Annotated in this window: 12 protein-coding genes and 2 pseudogenes; 6 read left to right on the top strand and 8 right to left on the bottom strand. The window is 44.8% G+C overall.

Annotated elements, in window-relative coordinates:
* The first annotated feature begins 220 nt into the window (after positions 1–220).
* Positions 221–1099 carry an AEC family transporter gene (locus tag KI743_RS04425; RefSeq protein ID WP_285465296.1) on the top strand — a complete coding sequence of 293 codons (879 nt, stop codon included), beginning with the start codon at positions 221–223 and terminating at the stop codon, positions 1097–1099.
* A 71-nt stretch (positions 1100–1170) separates the two neighbouring features.
* Here KI743_RS04425 and KI743_RS04430 read toward each other — a convergent pair whose 3' ends face one another.
* From KI743_RS04430 to puuE, 8 genes and pseudogenes are all read right to left on the bottom strand, one after another.
* Entirely contained in the window at positions 1171–1824 is a 654-nt protein-coding gene (locus KI743_RS04430; protein ID WP_285465298.1) for a hypothetical protein, read from the bottom strand.
* Between the two features lie 206 nt (positions 1825–2030).
* On the bottom strand, positions 2031–3845 hold the full coding sequence (locus KI743_RS04435) for a hypothetical protein (RefSeq protein ID WP_285465299.1): 1815 nt from the start codon (positions 3843–3845) through the stop codon (positions 2031–2033).
* Between the two features lie 498 nt (positions 3846–4343).
* Positions 4344–4610: pseudogene (locus tag KI743_RS24625) on the bottom strand (hypothetical protein); the annotation flags it as partial.
* 122 nt (positions 4611–4732) lie between these two features.
* Positions 4733–5675, bottom strand: a pseudogene (locus KI743_RS04440) (urate hydroxylase PuuD); the annotation flags it as partial.
* Between the two features lie 14 nt (positions 5676–5689).
* Positions 5690–6250 (bottom strand): ureidoglycolate lyase, encoded by a 561-nt coding sequence (locus tag KI743_RS04445; protein ID WP_032553521.1) that lies wholly within the window; start codon positions 6248–6250, stop codon positions 5690–5692.
* Positions 6251–6264: 14 nt separating this feature from the next.
* Positions 6265–7251 (bottom strand): allantoicase, encoded by a 987-nt coding sequence (gene alc / locus KI743_RS04450; protein ID WP_032553522.1) that lies wholly within the window; start codon positions 7249–7251, stop codon positions 6265–6267.
* Between the two features lie 122 nt (positions 7252–7373).
* Positions 7374–7889 (bottom strand): 2-oxo-4-hydroxy-4-carboxy-5-ureidoimidazoline decarboxylase, encoded by a 516-nt coding sequence (gene uraD / locus KI743_RS04455; protein WP_285465302.1) that lies wholly within the window; start codon positions 7887–7889, stop codon positions 7374–7376.
* A 77-nt stretch (positions 7890–7966) separates the two neighbouring features.
* Entirely contained in the window at positions 7967–8881 is a 915-nt protein-coding gene (puuE, locus tag KI743_RS04460; RefSeq protein ID WP_285465304.1) for an allantoinase PuuE, read from the bottom strand.
* A 397-nt stretch (positions 8882–9278) separates the two neighbouring features.
* Here puuE and uraH point away from each other — a divergent pair, with 397 nt between their 5' ends.
* The 5 genes from uraH (at position 9279) to KI743_RS04485 (ending at position 16356) form a co-directional block, all read left to right on the top strand.
* Complete coding sequence (gene uraH / locus KI743_RS04465; protein ID WP_150868435.1) at positions 9279–9632, top strand: hydroxyisourate hydrolase; 354 nt, start codon at positions 9279–9281, stop codon at positions 9630–9632.
* A 195-nt stretch (positions 9633–9827) separates the two neighbouring features.
* The gene (locus tag KI743_RS04470; RefSeq protein WP_150868433.1) at positions 9828–11171 is read left to right on the top strand and encodes an NCS2 family permease; all 1344 of its coding nucleotides are present in this window, start codon (positions 9828–9830) and stop codon (positions 11169–11171) included.
* Positions 11172–11399: 228 nt separating this feature from the next.
* Complete coding sequence (locus KI743_RS04475; protein ID WP_285465307.1) at positions 11400–12836, top strand: solute carrier family 23 protein; 1437 nt, start codon at positions 11400–11402, stop codon at positions 12834–12836.
* Positions 12837–13024: 188 nt separating this feature from the next.
* Positions 13025–14389, top strand: a complete 1365-nt coding sequence (locus tag KI743_RS04480) for an 8-oxoguanine deaminase (RefSeq protein WP_285465308.1) — start codon at positions 13025–13027, stop codon at positions 14387–14389.
* A 728-nt stretch (positions 14390–15117) separates the two neighbouring features.
* The gene (locus KI743_RS04485) at positions 15118–16356 is read left to right on the top strand and encodes an alpha-xenorhabdolysin family binary toxin subunit A (protein ID WP_285465310.1); all 1239 of its coding nucleotides are present in this window, start codon (positions 15118–15120) and stop codon (positions 16354–16356) included.
* Positions 16357–16379: the final 23 nt, after the last annotated feature.

The following is a 16379-nucleotide window of genomic DNA, read 5'->3' on the forward strand; positions in this document are numbered from 1 at the left end:
CCTTCTATTCACCTCGACCTCTAGGACCAGTCGCTCCCCAGCCTCTGGTCTTTTTTGCATCCTTATCAAATAACAATAATTAAATCTCTAGTGTGTGCTAAATGACCACGACGTAAACGATTTATGTTGGTAACTTAAGATGGTTATGCAAGTCGTTCAGCCTTTCTAATCTAAGTTGAGCATACCCTTAAATTAACCCGTCACTCAGAAAAGGAATTCTATGTTCGAGCAGGTTGTTGGCATTCTGTTTCCCGTTTTTGCGCTCGCGGCTGCTGGCTTTGCCGTGGGCCGTTGGCTAAAACCGGACTTTAAGCCTATTAACCGCATCAATATGGACGTGTGTATCCCGGCTTTAGTATTTGCATCCCTCGCAACCATGCCGCTCGATACTGAGCAAGTACCACTGATTACTGCCTCATTAGTTGCTGTATTAGTACCTGCAGTGTTAATGATTCCAATCTGTAAGATCTTTAAGCTCAACTTCAAAGCTTGGGCACCTCCGCACATGTTTCGAAATAGCGGTAACCTTGCGATCCCACTATTCACCTATACCTTTGGTGACACAGCGCTGGCTCCGGCAGTACTGCTGTTTGTGGTTTCAGCTTGCATCCATATCAGTTTGGGTTTGGCGCTGTTAAGTGAAGGGAACCCGCTAAAACAGATCTTCAAGATGCCGATTTTCCTTGCCGCAGCCGTAGCAATGACGCTCAACTTATCTGGTGTCGCGGTTTGGAATCCGCTTTACGAAGCAACATCGCTACTGGGGCAAGCAGCCGTGCCGATCATGCTGTTATCCCTTGGCTCACAAATGGTTAATCTGAGGCTCAGCGGCCTCAAAGTGGGTTTGCTATGTACGGCACAATCTCTGCTCACCGGAGCCATCGCCTTTGGCATCATCTACTTCTTTATTCCACTGCCAACCTTACAGCTTCAAATGATGGTTCTGTTCACCATGCTGCCGCCAGCGGTAATGAACTACTTGTTTGCTGAACGCTTCAATGTTGAGCCACCTAAAGTCGCCTCTATGGTTCTGTTTGGCAATTTCTTAAGCGTAGTGACCCTGCCTATATTACTCACGTTTGCACTGTCATTTGGGTAACGTCGTAACATGAGCTAGGTAATATCACGCAGTATTGTTTTGACCTAGAGCGAGAAAGCGAACACAACCTACTACGATGCTTTGTCCAGTTTGAGTTCAGCTGTGACCTTAGTTAGGCGTAACGCAATCGCGAAACAAACTAGGTAAGGACTCACATACCAAAAAAGGCTTTCTATTGGCTGTTTAAGCTGTGCCTCCCTGGTTTTGATGTATTGATTTTTCTGCTTCTCGTATTGATTCAGCATCCCACTCACCCATACCGAATCGCTCTCTAGTAACGCAATATCAGGTGCTGGAACCATTAATGTAGAAGCGCTCGGCAGCATAGAGAAATCAACATCTTTAAAGGTCTTCGCGGTTGTGAGGTACCACATACAGGCTTGATGGTATTCGGCTTGATCATTGGCCGACGGCTGACCCGAACAAACATCACCGCGCAATCGTTCCAGAGAGAACTGCTGAATAGACTCCAGAATCACCACAGCTCTTATCTGTTCGGTTTCCACCCAATCACCGGCAACCTTAGCCCGAATCTCTGAGACAGCGCCAAGCATGCCTATCCCTGCCAGAAACGGCCATAAATAGTCCATCAGTTTCCACTTACGTCGGCTCAAATTAAACCCACACCAAATTGGGATATGCAGCAGAAGAGTCAGCCCAACGGACAATAGAACAAAGTTGAGCGAGCTAGAGAGCATCAACTCACTTTCAAAGAAATGCTTCATAATTAGACAGTTGCCTATATGAATAAGAGAGTTTCGATAGTAAATATCAATTGCTTGAGGAATGTAAGAGAAAAGTAAAAATAGTAATGCAACACAAAATTATTATTCAATTCCTTTGTGACAACTTCCCCCCTCTCGTGACTGCGTTAACAGATGAACGAGAGGGCATCGGAGACAATTAATTTACATATAAGCAGTTAGCAGGGTTATTTATTGTCATCAAACCCAATAATATGAAAATCTGCCCCAGATGAGCGAATTGCGTTTTCTGCACTCACTAAAAGTACATCAAGCTGGGTTTTAATCTTGTTCCCCACGTTTCCTTCATAAACGCTTTTCTGAGTATGAGGTTGCACCACAACTACCCGAGTTTTAACATACTTATTGTCTTTTAATGCTAATAAATCATGGAAGAAATCTTCAGGTTGAGCAGGTTGGCCATTTTTCCAACAACTCTTATGCGCCGCTGTATCATGGCGAGCTCTTAGGTCTTCGAGTAAAGTTTTTCTGGAAGTATAACGCAGATTTTTAACGGCTTGATTGAGCACAACATCATGCGCACCAACAGATATTCTGCGCGCTGGTGCACTGGATTTAGAAGCTTTTACATGAATTAACGATATAAGGTGTAAAGAGCCATGTTTAACATAATGAATAAAGTCAGCCTTTTCTCCAGAACCATCATCACAATAAAGCCAACCTTGAGGCTTCTCTGTTGTATTAAAGTCATCAGGGTTCAGCCAGTTACCGCTCCAGCACTTTTTTACCCAACAAAATAGTGACTTCTCTTTACCTATATCTTTCAAAGCTGGCTTCTGAGGGTTAGTCCCTGGTTTCTCTTTAGAGATATCATAGTTTTCAAAGTCAGCCCAAATAAACTTTTCATAGTTAACGTCTTGATACCCAGTACTAAATACCATCCCGTTAACAACTGCATGCCCTGATTCGAACCAACACTTGATCAATTCTGGATACGTGAACACACGTTTATATTGGTCAAAGTACTTTTTAACGATTGGACTCTCACTCTTTATGTTAAAGTGAACCTTGTAATCATCAACGATGACTTCAACACTGATATTACCGACAACTTTACCTGAATAGTAAATATCAAGAGAAATGTCACTTTCGATGAAGCTTGGAACTAACTCTGCGTGATAACTGTACTGAAGCTTTTTTAATAGTTCTTTTCTATTCTGGCCATCTTCCTCAGGAAGAAAGTCATAATCAACAAGAGAAAAATCAAAAGGAGTCTTTAAGTCATCTGGCTTCGATATCGGATAAGAAAGGATACCAATAGGACTATCTGATTCAGTGCTATTAATTGATAAACGATCAAGAATATCTAAAACTCGGTTTTCGAAAGTCTGCCAATCTTTACAAGGTCCGCGCCAGATTGAAGATTTAAAAGGGTTTATCCCGACAGAACTCTTAGCTTGTGTATCCCAAACATCAGTACGCACAGCTGACATCATATATGATTGATCCACTAAAGGATCTAGAGTGTCCGCTACACTTTTGCCACCTAAAACTTTGGAGTCTGCTTTAAAGTTATCCCTACCATGTATCCCAGATAACCAAAGCATTTTAATTTCATCCTCATTGATGAAATTTCCGTTCAATTTATTGATTGGAATAGGAAGCAAATTGGGTAATCTTTTCTTACCAAAATACTCCCGGATAGCGTCCTTTTTCCCTTTTTCAGAAAAGTAAAAAGCTAAATGGTCTCTTACATTAAAACTGACAAAAACATGGTGCTCTAGATCTTTTAATTCTAAGTCTTTAGCCCAACTTGGGGATTTTGTTATAGTATATGGCGTAATTTTTACCGTTCCTAACTCTCCTACCTCATCAACAATTGTAGAGCCGAGTTTCAATTCATCATTAGAATCCTCAACTAATAGCTTTCCTATCGTTTCATGAGCTAGACATACATCTTCTTTTACGGATTTTGCACCCAATAAAATAGATAAGTAAGGAGCCACATTATGTTTTTCGATCTCTAACGTAGAATCTTCCACATCACCTCCTGACGCAAGATATTTATAATTTTGGCAGCCCTATACAGAGTCAGATTTTATGAAACCATGCTCGGTTTAGGAGTGTACAAAGTTAAAGTTCTTATCATATTTAGTAATATTCATCTCACTCAATAAATAAAAATACGATATCAATCAGCCTCTATTAAAATTCTTAACAGAAAGTTAAAAGCGTTACCGAAGACTTACCTTAGAACAAAATATCACTATGATAAATAATTAGAAGAGCAACTATATTTTATAAATCTACGTTGTTATCAAAAGAATGAAACAATTATTTAGAATGGTGACGGATAGCACAGAAAGACACCAACTTAATATTAAAACTAACAATAAAAACAGTGTCAAAAATAGGCTAGAAACAAAAAGCCCCGGTATAGGAACCGGGGAAACAGGGTGGGACGAGTTTGGCGCGTGCCCGTATAACCAAACTCTCCCCAAGCCTAACCTAAGACTCACGCTCTTAGGTAAAGGATGCTGCTATTGAAGTTTGGCTCCTTGTGCTGCCCAATCACCGATAAGAGTACGTTCGTCATCTGTCATTTGGGTGAGGTTTCCAAGTGGCATGACTTTCGTTGTTACGGTTTGAGCGATGATTCTCGGTACGTTGGCTTTGATCTCTTCAGGTGTATCCAAGATGACCCCAGCTGGTGCAGCAGCAAAGGCAGCATGAGTCGGTGAAGCTGAGTGACACACCGAACAGCGCTCTTGAATGACTTGATTGATGGTCTCAAAGCGAATGCCTGCGTCCGAAGATGCTGGCGCACTGGTGGCTGCTGTTTGCTGAACATGAGCGCCATTGTCAGATTCCACAACTCCTGCCGCAATTTCTTCCACGACTGGTGTAGCTTCTGCACTGTTTTGCACCTGCTCAACCACGGGCGCTTTCGCGACTGGTGTCGGTGTCATCTGCTTTTTCGCGTAAGGTGAGGTCACGAACGCAAGAGTAATCATACCGAGTGCGGCCACTGGCACTGTCCAAGCAAACTTCTGACTGCCATGTCGGGTATTAAAGTAGTGGCGAACCAAGATACTGAATACCGCCAAACCAGCTAGAATCAACCAGTTGTACTCCGAACCATACGTGCTCGGAAAGTGGTTACTGATCATGATGAACAATACTGGTAGCGTCATGTAGTTGTTATGACGAGAACGCAGTAAGCCTTTCGCTGGAAGTGCTGGATCAGGTTCGCGCTTCTCTTCAATCGCTTTCACTAGGTTGCGCTGTGCAGGCATGATAACGCGGAATACGTTACCCACCATGATGGTACCGATGATCGCGCCCACATGAATGTAAGCACCACGGCCGCTGAACACTTGGGTTAAGCCGTAAGTCGCGGCCACCAGCAGCACGAACAACACAATACCAAGCAGTACTGGCGTCTTACCTAATGGAGAGTCACACAACAGGTCGTAAATAAACCAACCAGCGACAAAAGAACCAATACCAATCGCGATTGCGGTAGTCGAATCAAGGCCTGAGCCCGGTGCGATCAGGTAAATCTCGGCGTTAAGGTAGTAGACAACTCCAAGTAAACACACACCTGTGATCCAAGTGAAGTAAGCTTCCCATTTAAACCAGTGAAGGTGTTCTGGCATCTCTGGTGGTGCCAGCTTGTACTTTTCAAGGTGATAGATACCACCACCGTGAATCGCCCATAAATCACCAGATAGGCCTGTTTTGGGGTTTACTCTGTTTAGGTTGTTTTCAAGCCAGACAAAGTAAAATGATGCGCCGATCCATGCGACACCAACGATCATGTGAATCCAGCGAATCGCCAAATTCAACCATTCTGTAATATGCGGATCCATAATAAACTCCTGTATCACAGCGCATTTTCAACGCGCTGCTCTTCCTTATTGTTGTCCGTCGGCAGGTCTTCCAAGTGCAGTGCCACGAGGTCGCTATCAAAATAAACTTCATCACAGTTATGGCCTTCACCGCCTCTATCCACAATCAAGAACTGGTCTTGATCGGTAAGCGCGAGAACAGGATGGTGCCACACACCTTTGTGATAGTTCACTCCTTGACGACCGTTGCTGAGGAACGCTCGGCAGCTGGCTAATGTTGGATTTTCGCCCTTTGGCGCGACAACAATTAAATAGGGTTGACCAAGTAATGGAACGAATGCCTGAGAGCCAAGTGGATGACGCTCTAGCATCTCGATAGTCAATGGGTACTTCAGCGGAGTGGCCTGGAAGATGCTGATGATGGCTTCTCCACCTTGATCTTGCACATCCGTTGCCGCAAGCTTGTGGTAGCGACGAGTTGACCCATTGTTGATCATGAAAAAATCACTGTTATCAGACTCGATAACATCACCAAACTCAGCAAACGCTTGTTTGGTTAACGGTTCGATCACTAAACGACGTATTCCATTACTCATACTCTTTTCCTTACCTATTTCGCTTTGGTACCAAATAGACGTAAACGGCTGATACCGCCATCTGGGAAGATGTTGGCACGTACGTGTGTCACCGCACCAAGATCGTTCACCTCGGAAATGAATTCATGAATATTGTGAGCAGACAGTTTTTGCGCCGGTAGAAGCTCACGCCAGAATAGACTTTGCGTCTCTACTTGGTCGTCGGTACCACCTTTCACATACGCTGCTTGAATTGAACAACTGTCTGGGAAGTTACCTTTAAAGTGCGCAGTATCAACAACGATACGTTCAATGTTGCCTGGGTGGCCTAACGCAACAATCACCCAATCGTTACCCGGTGTACGACGACGTGCTGTTTCCCAACCATCACCCATGTTTTCACCGCGGCCAGGGCCAAGAATGTTCGCTTTATTACCGTAGTGCTCATCACTACATGCCAGTGCGCGTCCGCCATGTTCAACCGCTGCAAGGTCAATTTGCTGTTGTGCATCAATCGCATCCCAATCAACGCTCGGGCGACCGTAAACACGAAGGCGCGCAACACCGCCATCTGGATAAATGTTTAGACGCAGGTGAGTAAATACTTGGTCACTTTCAATCTCTTCAAGGTGATGGTGATCGCCTTGCAGGCCAATAGAGGGAAGGATCTCTTGCCACTCAGTAGAGTCTGTTGGCTCGCCTTGTGGTGAATAGCATGCATCAATCGATGCAGAAGGCGGGAAGTTACCTGTGAAGAATGAAGTATCAATATCAACACCCGCAATCGTGCCCGCCAAACCAAGGCGAATCACACAGTAGTCATAACCTTCGCCACGTTTACGGCGGCTTTCCCAACCGTCCATCCATTTACCGTTGTCATCGTATAGGTCATCTTTCCACACGGGTGCTGCGTGGCTGAGTAGGCGGCTTTTGTCGGCAAAGAAATCGTCCGTGGCGAAGATCGCTTCCGCACCGAGTTTTTCGTCTGCTAGGTTTATGTACTGTTCAAATTTATGGGTCATGTCCGTGTAATCCTATGAAATTAATCAAGTAATAATAAAATGAGAACTTAAAGGTTCAGTGGCTGACTACTCAGCATCCGACGCATTAAGCGAGTTCTGAAATAGCTGCTAACTCCGTTAACCTACATATCCCAGAGACGAAACATTGCGATCTTGTTGATCTCTTGTATCGCCGTAGCAAACTCAGTTTCACTATCATTTCCTAATCGCATCTCGAACGACTCAAGAATTTGGTAACGATTGGCTCCCTTTACCGCCATGATAAAAGGGAAGTTGAAGCGACTTTTGTAGCTGTTGTTGTAAGAAGTGAATTTTTCAAATTCTTCGGCGCTGCATTTATCGATGCCCGCCCCCGCTTGTTCCTTAGTAGACGACTCTGTGAGTTCGCCATTTACTGCTGCTCGACCAGCTAAGTCTGGGTGAGCATTGATCAAAGCCAACTGCTTGCCGTGGTCGGCTTGCAAAAGCATGGATGCCATTTTCAAATGAAGATTCTCGATATGATCATCCTCTGCATTTAAGCCTTGGTCATACACTGCTTCGGCCACCCAAGGGCTGTGCTCGTACACATCTGCAAAATGGGCGACAAATTCATCGCGAGCCATTTTTGTGGGTTGGCATGATCGAAATACTGTCACTGTTAGCCTCCTTGCTATTGCTCTCTTTGCTTATGTTGTTTTTATCGTTGTGAGTTGTTACTGCTTTTCCTAGTCCACTATCCCGCTTTATACGGATGGTGTTCATGCCAGTGATTGGCAATATCGATACGACGACATAGCCACACGCTGTCGTGTTGTTTTACGTAATCTAGAAAACGTCTCAATGCCATGATTCGACCCGGACGCCCGACCAATCGGCAGTGAAGCCCAACCGACATCATTTTCGGTGCGGTTTCACCTTCCATATAAAGAGCATCAAAGGTGTCTTTTAGGTATTGGAAAAACTGTTCACCAGAGTTGAAGCCCTGCGCTGTCGAAAAGCGCATATCGTTCACATCTAGGGTGTAAGGGATCACCAGTTGAGGGCTACCAGTCTCGGTATGCCAGTATGGTAGATCGTCATCGTAGGCATCAGAGTCATACAAAAAACCACCCTCTTCTGCGACAAGTCGACGCGTATTTGGACCCGTTCGGCCTGTGTACCAGCCGAGTGGACGTTGGCCTGTCACTTGCTGGATGATCTCTATCGCTTTCACCATATGGTCGCGCTCTTCAGACTCATCAATGTATTGATAGTCAATCCAGCGGTAGCCGTGGCTACAAATCTCATGGCCCGCTTCCATCATCGCTTTGGCGACATCTGGATGACGTTCGATCGCCATAGCGACAGCAAAGACAGTTAATGGGATTTCATATTCATCAAATAGGCGAAGTACACGCCACACCCCAGCTCGACTACCATACTCGTAGATCGATTCCATACTGATGTGACGTTCACCCTTGATCGGTTGTGCTGATGGGATCTCTGAGAGAAATGCTTCTGACTCATCATCACCGTGCAATAGACAACGTTCACCGCCTTCTTCGTAGTTCAATACAAAGGAGACCGCGACACGCGCATTACCCGGCCATTGAGGATTTGGAGGGGTAGCTCCATACCCGATCAAATCTCTTGAATAATCCTTATTCATCCAAGTACTCCTAACATTAGTGTTTGGTTTAGTCGCTCACCCACGGCTTTCCTCTATGAGTTAGAAACAACGAGCAACCTCACCCCATACATTCATTGTATACAATAATTTATCTTAATGTAAAGATTTCGTTATTAAAGTTAAATTTAGCAACCAAGATCCTTTAATAACAACAAGTTAAACAATCATGGTGCAAGTTTTTATTGATAACGCACAGACTTGGCGCATCAAAAAACCGACTTAAAGTTAACATTTTTTCTACAATTGGCTTTACTAATTGTATACAGTTCGTTCATAGTTAGTGCTGACAAAGTGAGCAAGCAAACGTTTTGTCAGATAAACATCGCAGATGAAAAACAGAATAAGGACAGGACGCGTCAACGCGCCGTGAAGGATTATGGGAAGATTAACAACACACGTTTTAGATACCACCCACGGCCTACCTGGAGCAGAGATCAAGGTAGAGCTTTACAAGGTAAATGAAGACTCAACTGAAAAATTGGCAACGGTTGTGACCAACTCCGACGGTAGAACCGATGCACCGATTCTTGCTGGTAACAACTTCCTCCCAGGCAAGTATCAGTTGGTGTTCTATGTAGCAGATTACTACAAAAGCAAAGGCGTCGAACTTGATGGCGTGCCTTTCTTAGACGATGTCGTGATTCGCTTCGGACTCGATGATCCAGATGCGCATTACCACGTCCCTCTTTTAGTATCCCCTTACAGCTTCTCGACATATCGCGGAAGTTAACCTCAAGAAATAACAAATAAAGGAAATTTAGCCGCACTTAATTTTTGCTAGGCCTTCGCTGACCACTTCTGTCAGCGAGCTTGGTCAGGCTTGTTCGTGCCCAAAAAAGAGAAATCACCTTAAACACATGAAACCTTAATATTGAAATCTTGCTGTATTCAATACATGGATCACAACATAAAAGGACTTGCTGACATGAGTGAGAGTAAAACTGAAATACTCAACCAAGATGCGAATAACGGAATTTTAGAGAAGTTTTTTAAAATTAAGGCCCACGGAAGCAGTGTAAAAAATGAATTGGTTGGTGGCGTGACCACTTTCGCAACCATGGCTTACATTATCTTCGTTAACCCACAGATCATGGCGGCATCTGGCATGGATTCTGGCGCGGTGTTCGTTGCAACCTGTATTGGTGCAGCGATTGGCTGTCTGTTAATGGGACTGTTTGCGAACTGGCCAGTGGGCCTTGCACCGGGTATGGGCCTCAACGCCTTCTTCTCGTTCACCGTGGTGAGTGAAATGGGTTACAGCTGGGAGGTAGCGCTTGGGGCGGTATTTATCTCTGGTGTGCTATTTGTCGGGATGAGCTTCTACAAGGTTCGTCAATGGATCATAGAGAGCATTCCAGAGAGTTTACGCTACTCCATGACCGCTGGTGTTGGTCTGTTCTTGGGTCTGATTGGTCTTAAAACCGCGGGCATTGTCGTCGAAAACCCAGCAACTTTGGTTTCATTAGGTGATTTCACCAAACCAGAAGCTCTGCTTGCTGCCATCGCATTCCTTATTATCGCGGTACTGAGTGAGCGTAAAGTCTTTGGTGCAGTACTGATTGGTATTTTGAGCGTAACGCTTATCGGCATGATGCTAGGCCTAGTGCAATACAACGGCTTCTTCGCTGCGCCGCCAAGCATAGCGCCAACCTTTATGGCAATGGACATCGCTGGTGCACTGAATGTCTCTATGATCAGCGTTATCTTAGCCTTCCTCTTTGTAAACATGTTCGACACCGCGGGTACATTAATGGGTGTTGCCGAGCGTGCACATCTAACTAACCCAGAAACAGGCAAGATTGAAGGTTTGAGCAAAGCGCTAAAAGCCGACAGTATTTCGAGTGTTGCCGGTGCTTGTGTGGGTTGCCCACCAGTAACCAGTTACGTCGAGAGTGCTGCTGGTGTTGCAGCAGGTGCTCGTACTGGCCTTTCTGCTATTGTGGTTGGTGCGCTGTTCCTAGCAGCGATCTTCCTATCACCACTTGCTGGCATGATCCCGGCTTACGCGACGTCAGGCGCACTGATATACGTAGCGTTTGTGATGATGAGCAGCATGCAACACGTTGATTGGAAAGATTTCACCAACGGTGCACCAGCTGCAATCACGGCGTTAATGATGCCACTCACATTCTCAATCGCGAATGGTATTGCGCTTGGCTTTATTACTTACACGGTATTAAAGCTGGCAACAGGCAAAACCAAAGATGTCTCTATCTCGATGTACTTCTTAGCGGCTATCTTCATCGCTAAATTGGTGTTCATTGGCTAATTTTCGGTTCATTAGTTAACCGCTATTGAGTCACGCACCTTGAACGCTTGGTTTATTAATCAAGCCAAGCGTTTCTATCAATTTTTAAGAAAGCTAACTGTGCGGAATCCACGGCGTGTTTAGACGCGCTCCCTCCGTGCACCTTTTTTATGACCCTACGCAGTTTGTAGAAGTCATTGTTTGACTGTCATTCGCTTGTGAACCTAAACACAAGCAGAGGAATATCAAATGAAACTTCTGTATACCCTAAATGAAAGACCCCCTCACGGGCTCACCCTCCTACTTGCTCTGCAACATATGCTGGCCTCTATTGGCGGCATCGTTGCAGTACCACTGATTGTTGGCGCATCCATTGGTTTGCCCAACACTGAAATCGTCTCGCTCATTAACGCGGCCTTGCTGGCATCAGGGATCGTCACGGTCGCCCAGTGTCTTGGCTTTGGCCCTATTGGTATTCGTTTACCCGTAGTGATGGGCTCTAGCTTCGCCTTTCTTGGTGTCGCGATCTCTATAGGTAATGAAGGTGGCGTAAGTGCAATTATGGGCTCAGCCCTAATCGGCTCCTTCGTGGTGATTGCAGCCAGCTTTTACATGGATAAGGTGAGGAAACTGTTCCCTACCGTGGTAAGTGGTGTAGTGGTTACTCTTATCGGACTAACCATTTTACCGGTTGCCATGAATTGGGTCGGAGACTCGCCTGCCAATAGTGAACAATTTGCCACGCTACCGAAGCTCTTTTTGGCGCTGGTCTCGTTAGGTATTGTGGTTTGCGTCTCTGTTTATTGTAAAGGCGCAGTGGCTGCTTCAGCAATCGTGATCGGCCTTGCGGGCGGTTACATCGTGGCACTATCACTTGGCATGGTAAACCTAGATCAAATTAGCTCTGCTGCTTGGATTGGCGGTCCTGAGCCTTTCAAATACGGCTTCACATTCTCAATGAGCGCCATCATTAGCATGAGCTTGGTGTACATCGTGGTTATCGCTGAAGCAACGGGTGACTTCATGGCGCTCGGCAATAACTGCCAAACCCAAGTCAGCGGTAAAGATCTTAAACGCGGTCTGTTAGGTGATGGACTTGGTAGTACGCTTTCATCGATTCTGACCGCTATGCCGCTCGCTTCGTTCAGCCAGAATGTAGGCATCGTCGGCATCACTGGGGTTGCCAGTCGCTATGTGGTTGCGGCAACGGGTGGTTTGCTGATCCTCGGAGGCCTGTTTCCGAAACTCGCTGCCATTGCCGTCACTATCCCTAAACCAGTATTAGGGGGCGTGGGTTTTGTTATGTTCGGCATGATTGCTTACGCAGGTATCCGTATGTTGATAAAAGCTGCGGACACCAAACGAAACGCGTTAGTGATCTGTGTTGGTCTTGCTTCTGGCCTAGCGGTTACATTCGAACCACGACTGCTACAGCACCTACCTCATGATTTAGCGAACTTCCTACACTCTGGCATTACGACTGGGACAATCATGACGGTTTTACTGAACCTGATTCTTCCTAAATCTTCACGAGCTGAAGAGCAAGAAGCACTCGCCGAAAGCCAAGCTCAAGTTGAGCTAGAGATGCAAGAGCAAGCAGAGATGCAGGAACAGGCAGATCTAGAAGAACACGCGGATCTACAGCAAAAAGAACAAGCTGAAACAACAGAGGTTAAGGCAAACTAAACGCCTTAGATTGGCTAGTGATTTCAGGCTTAACTGACTTAATGAGAAGTACGAACACTTACATCAGTTAAAGAAGCATACAGCAGTGGGTTGAAGAAACGCGCTGCTTTATAAACCCTTATCGTAAACAATACAAAACCAAAGACCCTCTTCCCTGAAAAGGCTGAGATGGCTAAGGACTATTATGAATGGAAACCATCTGGATTAAGAATCCACTCGCAATCTACACAGGTTCAAATACCGACGCACAAGGCGGACTCGTCGTCAGAGGCAATACCATTGTCGAGTTAGTAGGTAAGCACCAAGAACCAACTACCCCTGTCGACTATAGTGTTGATGCCTCGCGTCATGTTGTCACTCCAGGGCTGATTAACGCCCACCATCATTTCTATCAAACCCTTACTCGTGCCTACCCAGGCGCACTCAACAAAGAGCTTTTTCATTGGCTGAAAAGTTTGTACCCAGTTTGGGCAAACCTTGATGCTGAAATGATGAGCCTTGCCACTGAGCTGGCTTTGGTCGAGCTGATGATGTCAGGTTGCACCACTGCATCCGACCATCATTATCTGCTGCCTAACGGGCTTGAACACGCGATTGATCTGCAAGTCGAAGCCGCTGAGAAGCTGGGTGTTCGAGCGATATTTACTCGCGGTTCAATGAGTTTAGGAGAAGATGAAGGAGGGCTACCTCCAAGGCACACCATCCAGACTGAGCAAACCATCATCGACGATAGCCAGCGCTTAATCCGTGACTACCACCAGCGAGATGAAGGCGCGATGGTTCAAATTGCCCTTGCGCCATGTTCACCATTCTCGGTCACCACAGATTTGATGAAAGAGACCGCTCGAATCAGCGAACGTGAAGGCGTGATGATGCACACTCACCTATGCGAGACCCTAGATGAAGAAGATTTCTGTATTGAGAAGTTTGGTTTGCGTCCGGTCGATTATCTTGAAGATGTGGGTTGGCTCAATGACCGAACTTGGTTAGCTCATGGTATTCACTTCAATCCAGAAGAGATAAAACGTTTAGGGGCGGCTGGCGTTGGCATCAGCCATTGCCCAACATCAAACATGATGCTTGCTTCAGGCATATGTAAGAACAACGACCTTGAAGCCGCTGGGGTGAAAGTCGGTCTCGGTGTTGATGGTTCGGCCTCGAATGATGGTTCGAATATGATTGCCGAAGTGCGAATGGCGATGTATCTGCAAAGGCTGCAGTACGGCTCCGCCAATGTCTCGCACTTTGATGCACTTCGCTGGGCAACATCGGGGTCTGCACGCGCAATGGGCCGTACCGATATCGGTACTCTTGAGGTTGGCAAACAAGCCGATATCGCTATGTTCAAGCTTGATGATATTCGTTTCTCTGGCAGTCACGATCCACTCGCTGCACTTCTGCTTTGTGGTGCCCAGCAAGCAGACAAAGTGATGATAGCCGGACAATGGTGTGTCAACGATGGCGCAGTGATAGGTGTCGATATGGAACATCTCATGCACCGCCACCACGCCGCCGCAATGAGGCTTGGTAAGCTGGCGATGAACAACCACTAACATCACTCTTCGTCCATCACAGTCGAAATGCATGGCTGTGATGGGCAGTGGACATATACACCTTACTTCAACATCATCTGCTGCTGTCTTTAATTTCTCCTTCTTTTCTAGCTATATCCTCGTGTTCAGTCGTTCTCCTTTTATATCTTTTTGAATGGTTATCGTCTTAATAATGGAAATAAAATAATAATCTAATTAAATCCTACCTAATTTAACAGATGCTAATTCAACGTTTTGTTAATATATAACACACTCATTATTTGGCACAGATCAAGTTTAAAACGATCGTTCTAATTATAAATCTATAAAATTTACCAACAGATTTAGTAATAAGTATAAAAATACAAATAATTATAGATTTATCACTTAAAGCATAAATGCATAGAATAAAATTCTCTCAAATCCTTAATATACCTAGCCTGAGAGGAAACAGCAGAACAAATGACTTAAATATCATTTAATTCAATAGATCAACAAACAATCAATATGAATTCAAATATGTGATCTAAATAGAACTTTTCATTATAAATCTGCTATAGATTGAGCGCTTCTTATAAAAACAATATTCACATTAAAGGAGCGAGATTAAAAAACCACATAATTACTACAAGTAATAACAGAAAAAAATTATTCAATAACACCTTATAAGTATTTAAAAATGCCATCGATATGGTAGGGGTATTATTGTCTTTGAATAAATCTTATAACAGATTAAGCAGGGTTAAAAAATGAAAAAAATCACTAAAACACTTGTATTATCTTCGATCTCAATTGGGCTACTTTCCTCTTTTGCTCTCACTTCTCACGCAGCTCCAATTCAAACAAATCAAGCGTCAGCAGAACAAAACCTACCGCAGGTGACTTACGATACGATCATTGGCGAGAATGGCGTCTTTATCGATCTGGATACCGATAACTTTATTTTAAAACAGCAAGAGTGGTATCAGATCCAAGCTTATGTCGAAGGCGCGTTGGCGCTACCCGTAACAGAAGCGAGCATGAAATCGACGCTAGGTATTCCCAATGATATTCCCTTCTCCAATTTCCAAGCACTCGTTGAGCAGTACTCTAATATTCACGACACTGCTTTCTATTGGAAAAAAGACCTCTACCCAAGCATTGTTAACCTCTCATTGAGCTTGTCTAACTACGCACAAATCAAAGACTACATGCTTAACCCATTGAGCAACGCGCTCAACGAGATGTTAGCTAAAGCCTTCTCGCCGCTACCGGAAGATATTGAAGCCGTTGAGCGCAATAGAAAAATGGCGATAGCTTACCTAAAGAGCCTGCAAAACTTTTCTATGAGATACCAACAAGAAGTGTCTGATGTTGGCGATAACCTATTGGAGTTCTCGGCCACACTAGACACTCAAAAGCTGCAATTGGATGTATTGGAAGGCACACACAATGGTTATCTCAGTGATGATGGCAGCGCGCTACAACAGCGAGTCAATGATATAAATGCGCGTATTGCCCAGCTCAATAAAGACTACACTCACTACGTTACTGTCGCCTCTACTGCGGTAACTTACGCCTGGTTCCCTATGGTGGCAGTGCCTATCATGGGTGTCTATGGCGATAAAGCAGAGAAGGCACGTAAGCTTCGTAATGAACTACAAAAAGAAGTGGACGATCTACAAAATCAACTAACGTATACCCAGAAAATATATAACTCTTACCACCGTTCATCAGAAAGCATCGATATAATCTCTCAGCAGATTGAAAATGCCATTCCACATATTAACGAATTGAAACTCAACTGGCAGAAAATGAATTCAGATTTCACATCGCTACTTGCTGCGTTAGATGAAGCTCAGAATAATGCCGACATCATGAAAGATGATGCAATGCTTGGTGCAATCGGGGCTCTAGCCAATACATCGGTTGCTGAAATGAACTGGAATAATATCAGTGAGAAAGCCAAAGCATTTGCAAACAACGCCTATATTCAGAAGATGGAATAGTCTACTTCCAGTTCGATAAAACA

The sequence above is a fragment of the Vibrio sp. D420a genome, assembly GCF_030248625.1.
GTDB lineage: Bacteria > Pseudomonadota > Gammaproteobacteria > Enterobacterales > Vibrionaceae > Vibrio > Vibrio fortis_A.

Coding starts and splice junctions, on each gene's coding strand:
- alc (WP_032553522.1), bottom strand. CDS start 7,251: ATGACCCATAAATTTGAACAGTACATAAACCTAGCAGACGAAAAACTC.
- KI743_RS04445 (WP_032553521.1), bottom strand. CDS start 6,250: ATGAGTAATGGAATACGTCGTTTAGTGATCGAACCGTTAACCAAACAA.
- KI743_RS04485 (WP_285465310.1), top strand. CDS start 15,118: ATGAAAAAAATCACTAAAACACTTGTATTATCTTCGATCTCAATTGGG.
- puuE (WP_285465304.1), bottom strand. CDS start 8,881: ATGAATAAGGATTATTCAAGAGATTTGATCGGGTATGGAGCTACCCCT.
- KI743_RS04480 (WP_285465308.1), top strand. CDS start 13,025: ATGGAAACCATCTGGATTAAGAATCCACTCGCAATCTACACAGGTTCA.
- KI743_RS04425 (WP_285465296.1), top strand. CDS start 221: ATGTTCGAGCAGGTTGTTGGCATTCTGTTTCCCGTTTTTGCGCTCGCG.
- KI743_RS04470 (WP_150868433.1), top strand. CDS start 9,828: ATGAGTGAGAGTAAAACTGAAATACTCAACCAAGATGCGAATAACGGA.
- KI743_RS04430 (WP_285465298.1), bottom strand. CDS start 1,824: ATGAAGCATTTCTTTGAAAGTGAGTTGATGCTCTCTAGCTCGCTCAAC.
- uraH (WP_150868435.1), top strand. CDS start 9,279: ATGGGAAGATTAACAACACACGTTTTAGATACCACCCACGGCCTACCT.
- KI743_RS04475 (WP_285465307.1), top strand. CDS start 11,400: ATGAAACTTCTGTATACCCTAAATGAAAGACCCCCTCACGGGCTCACC.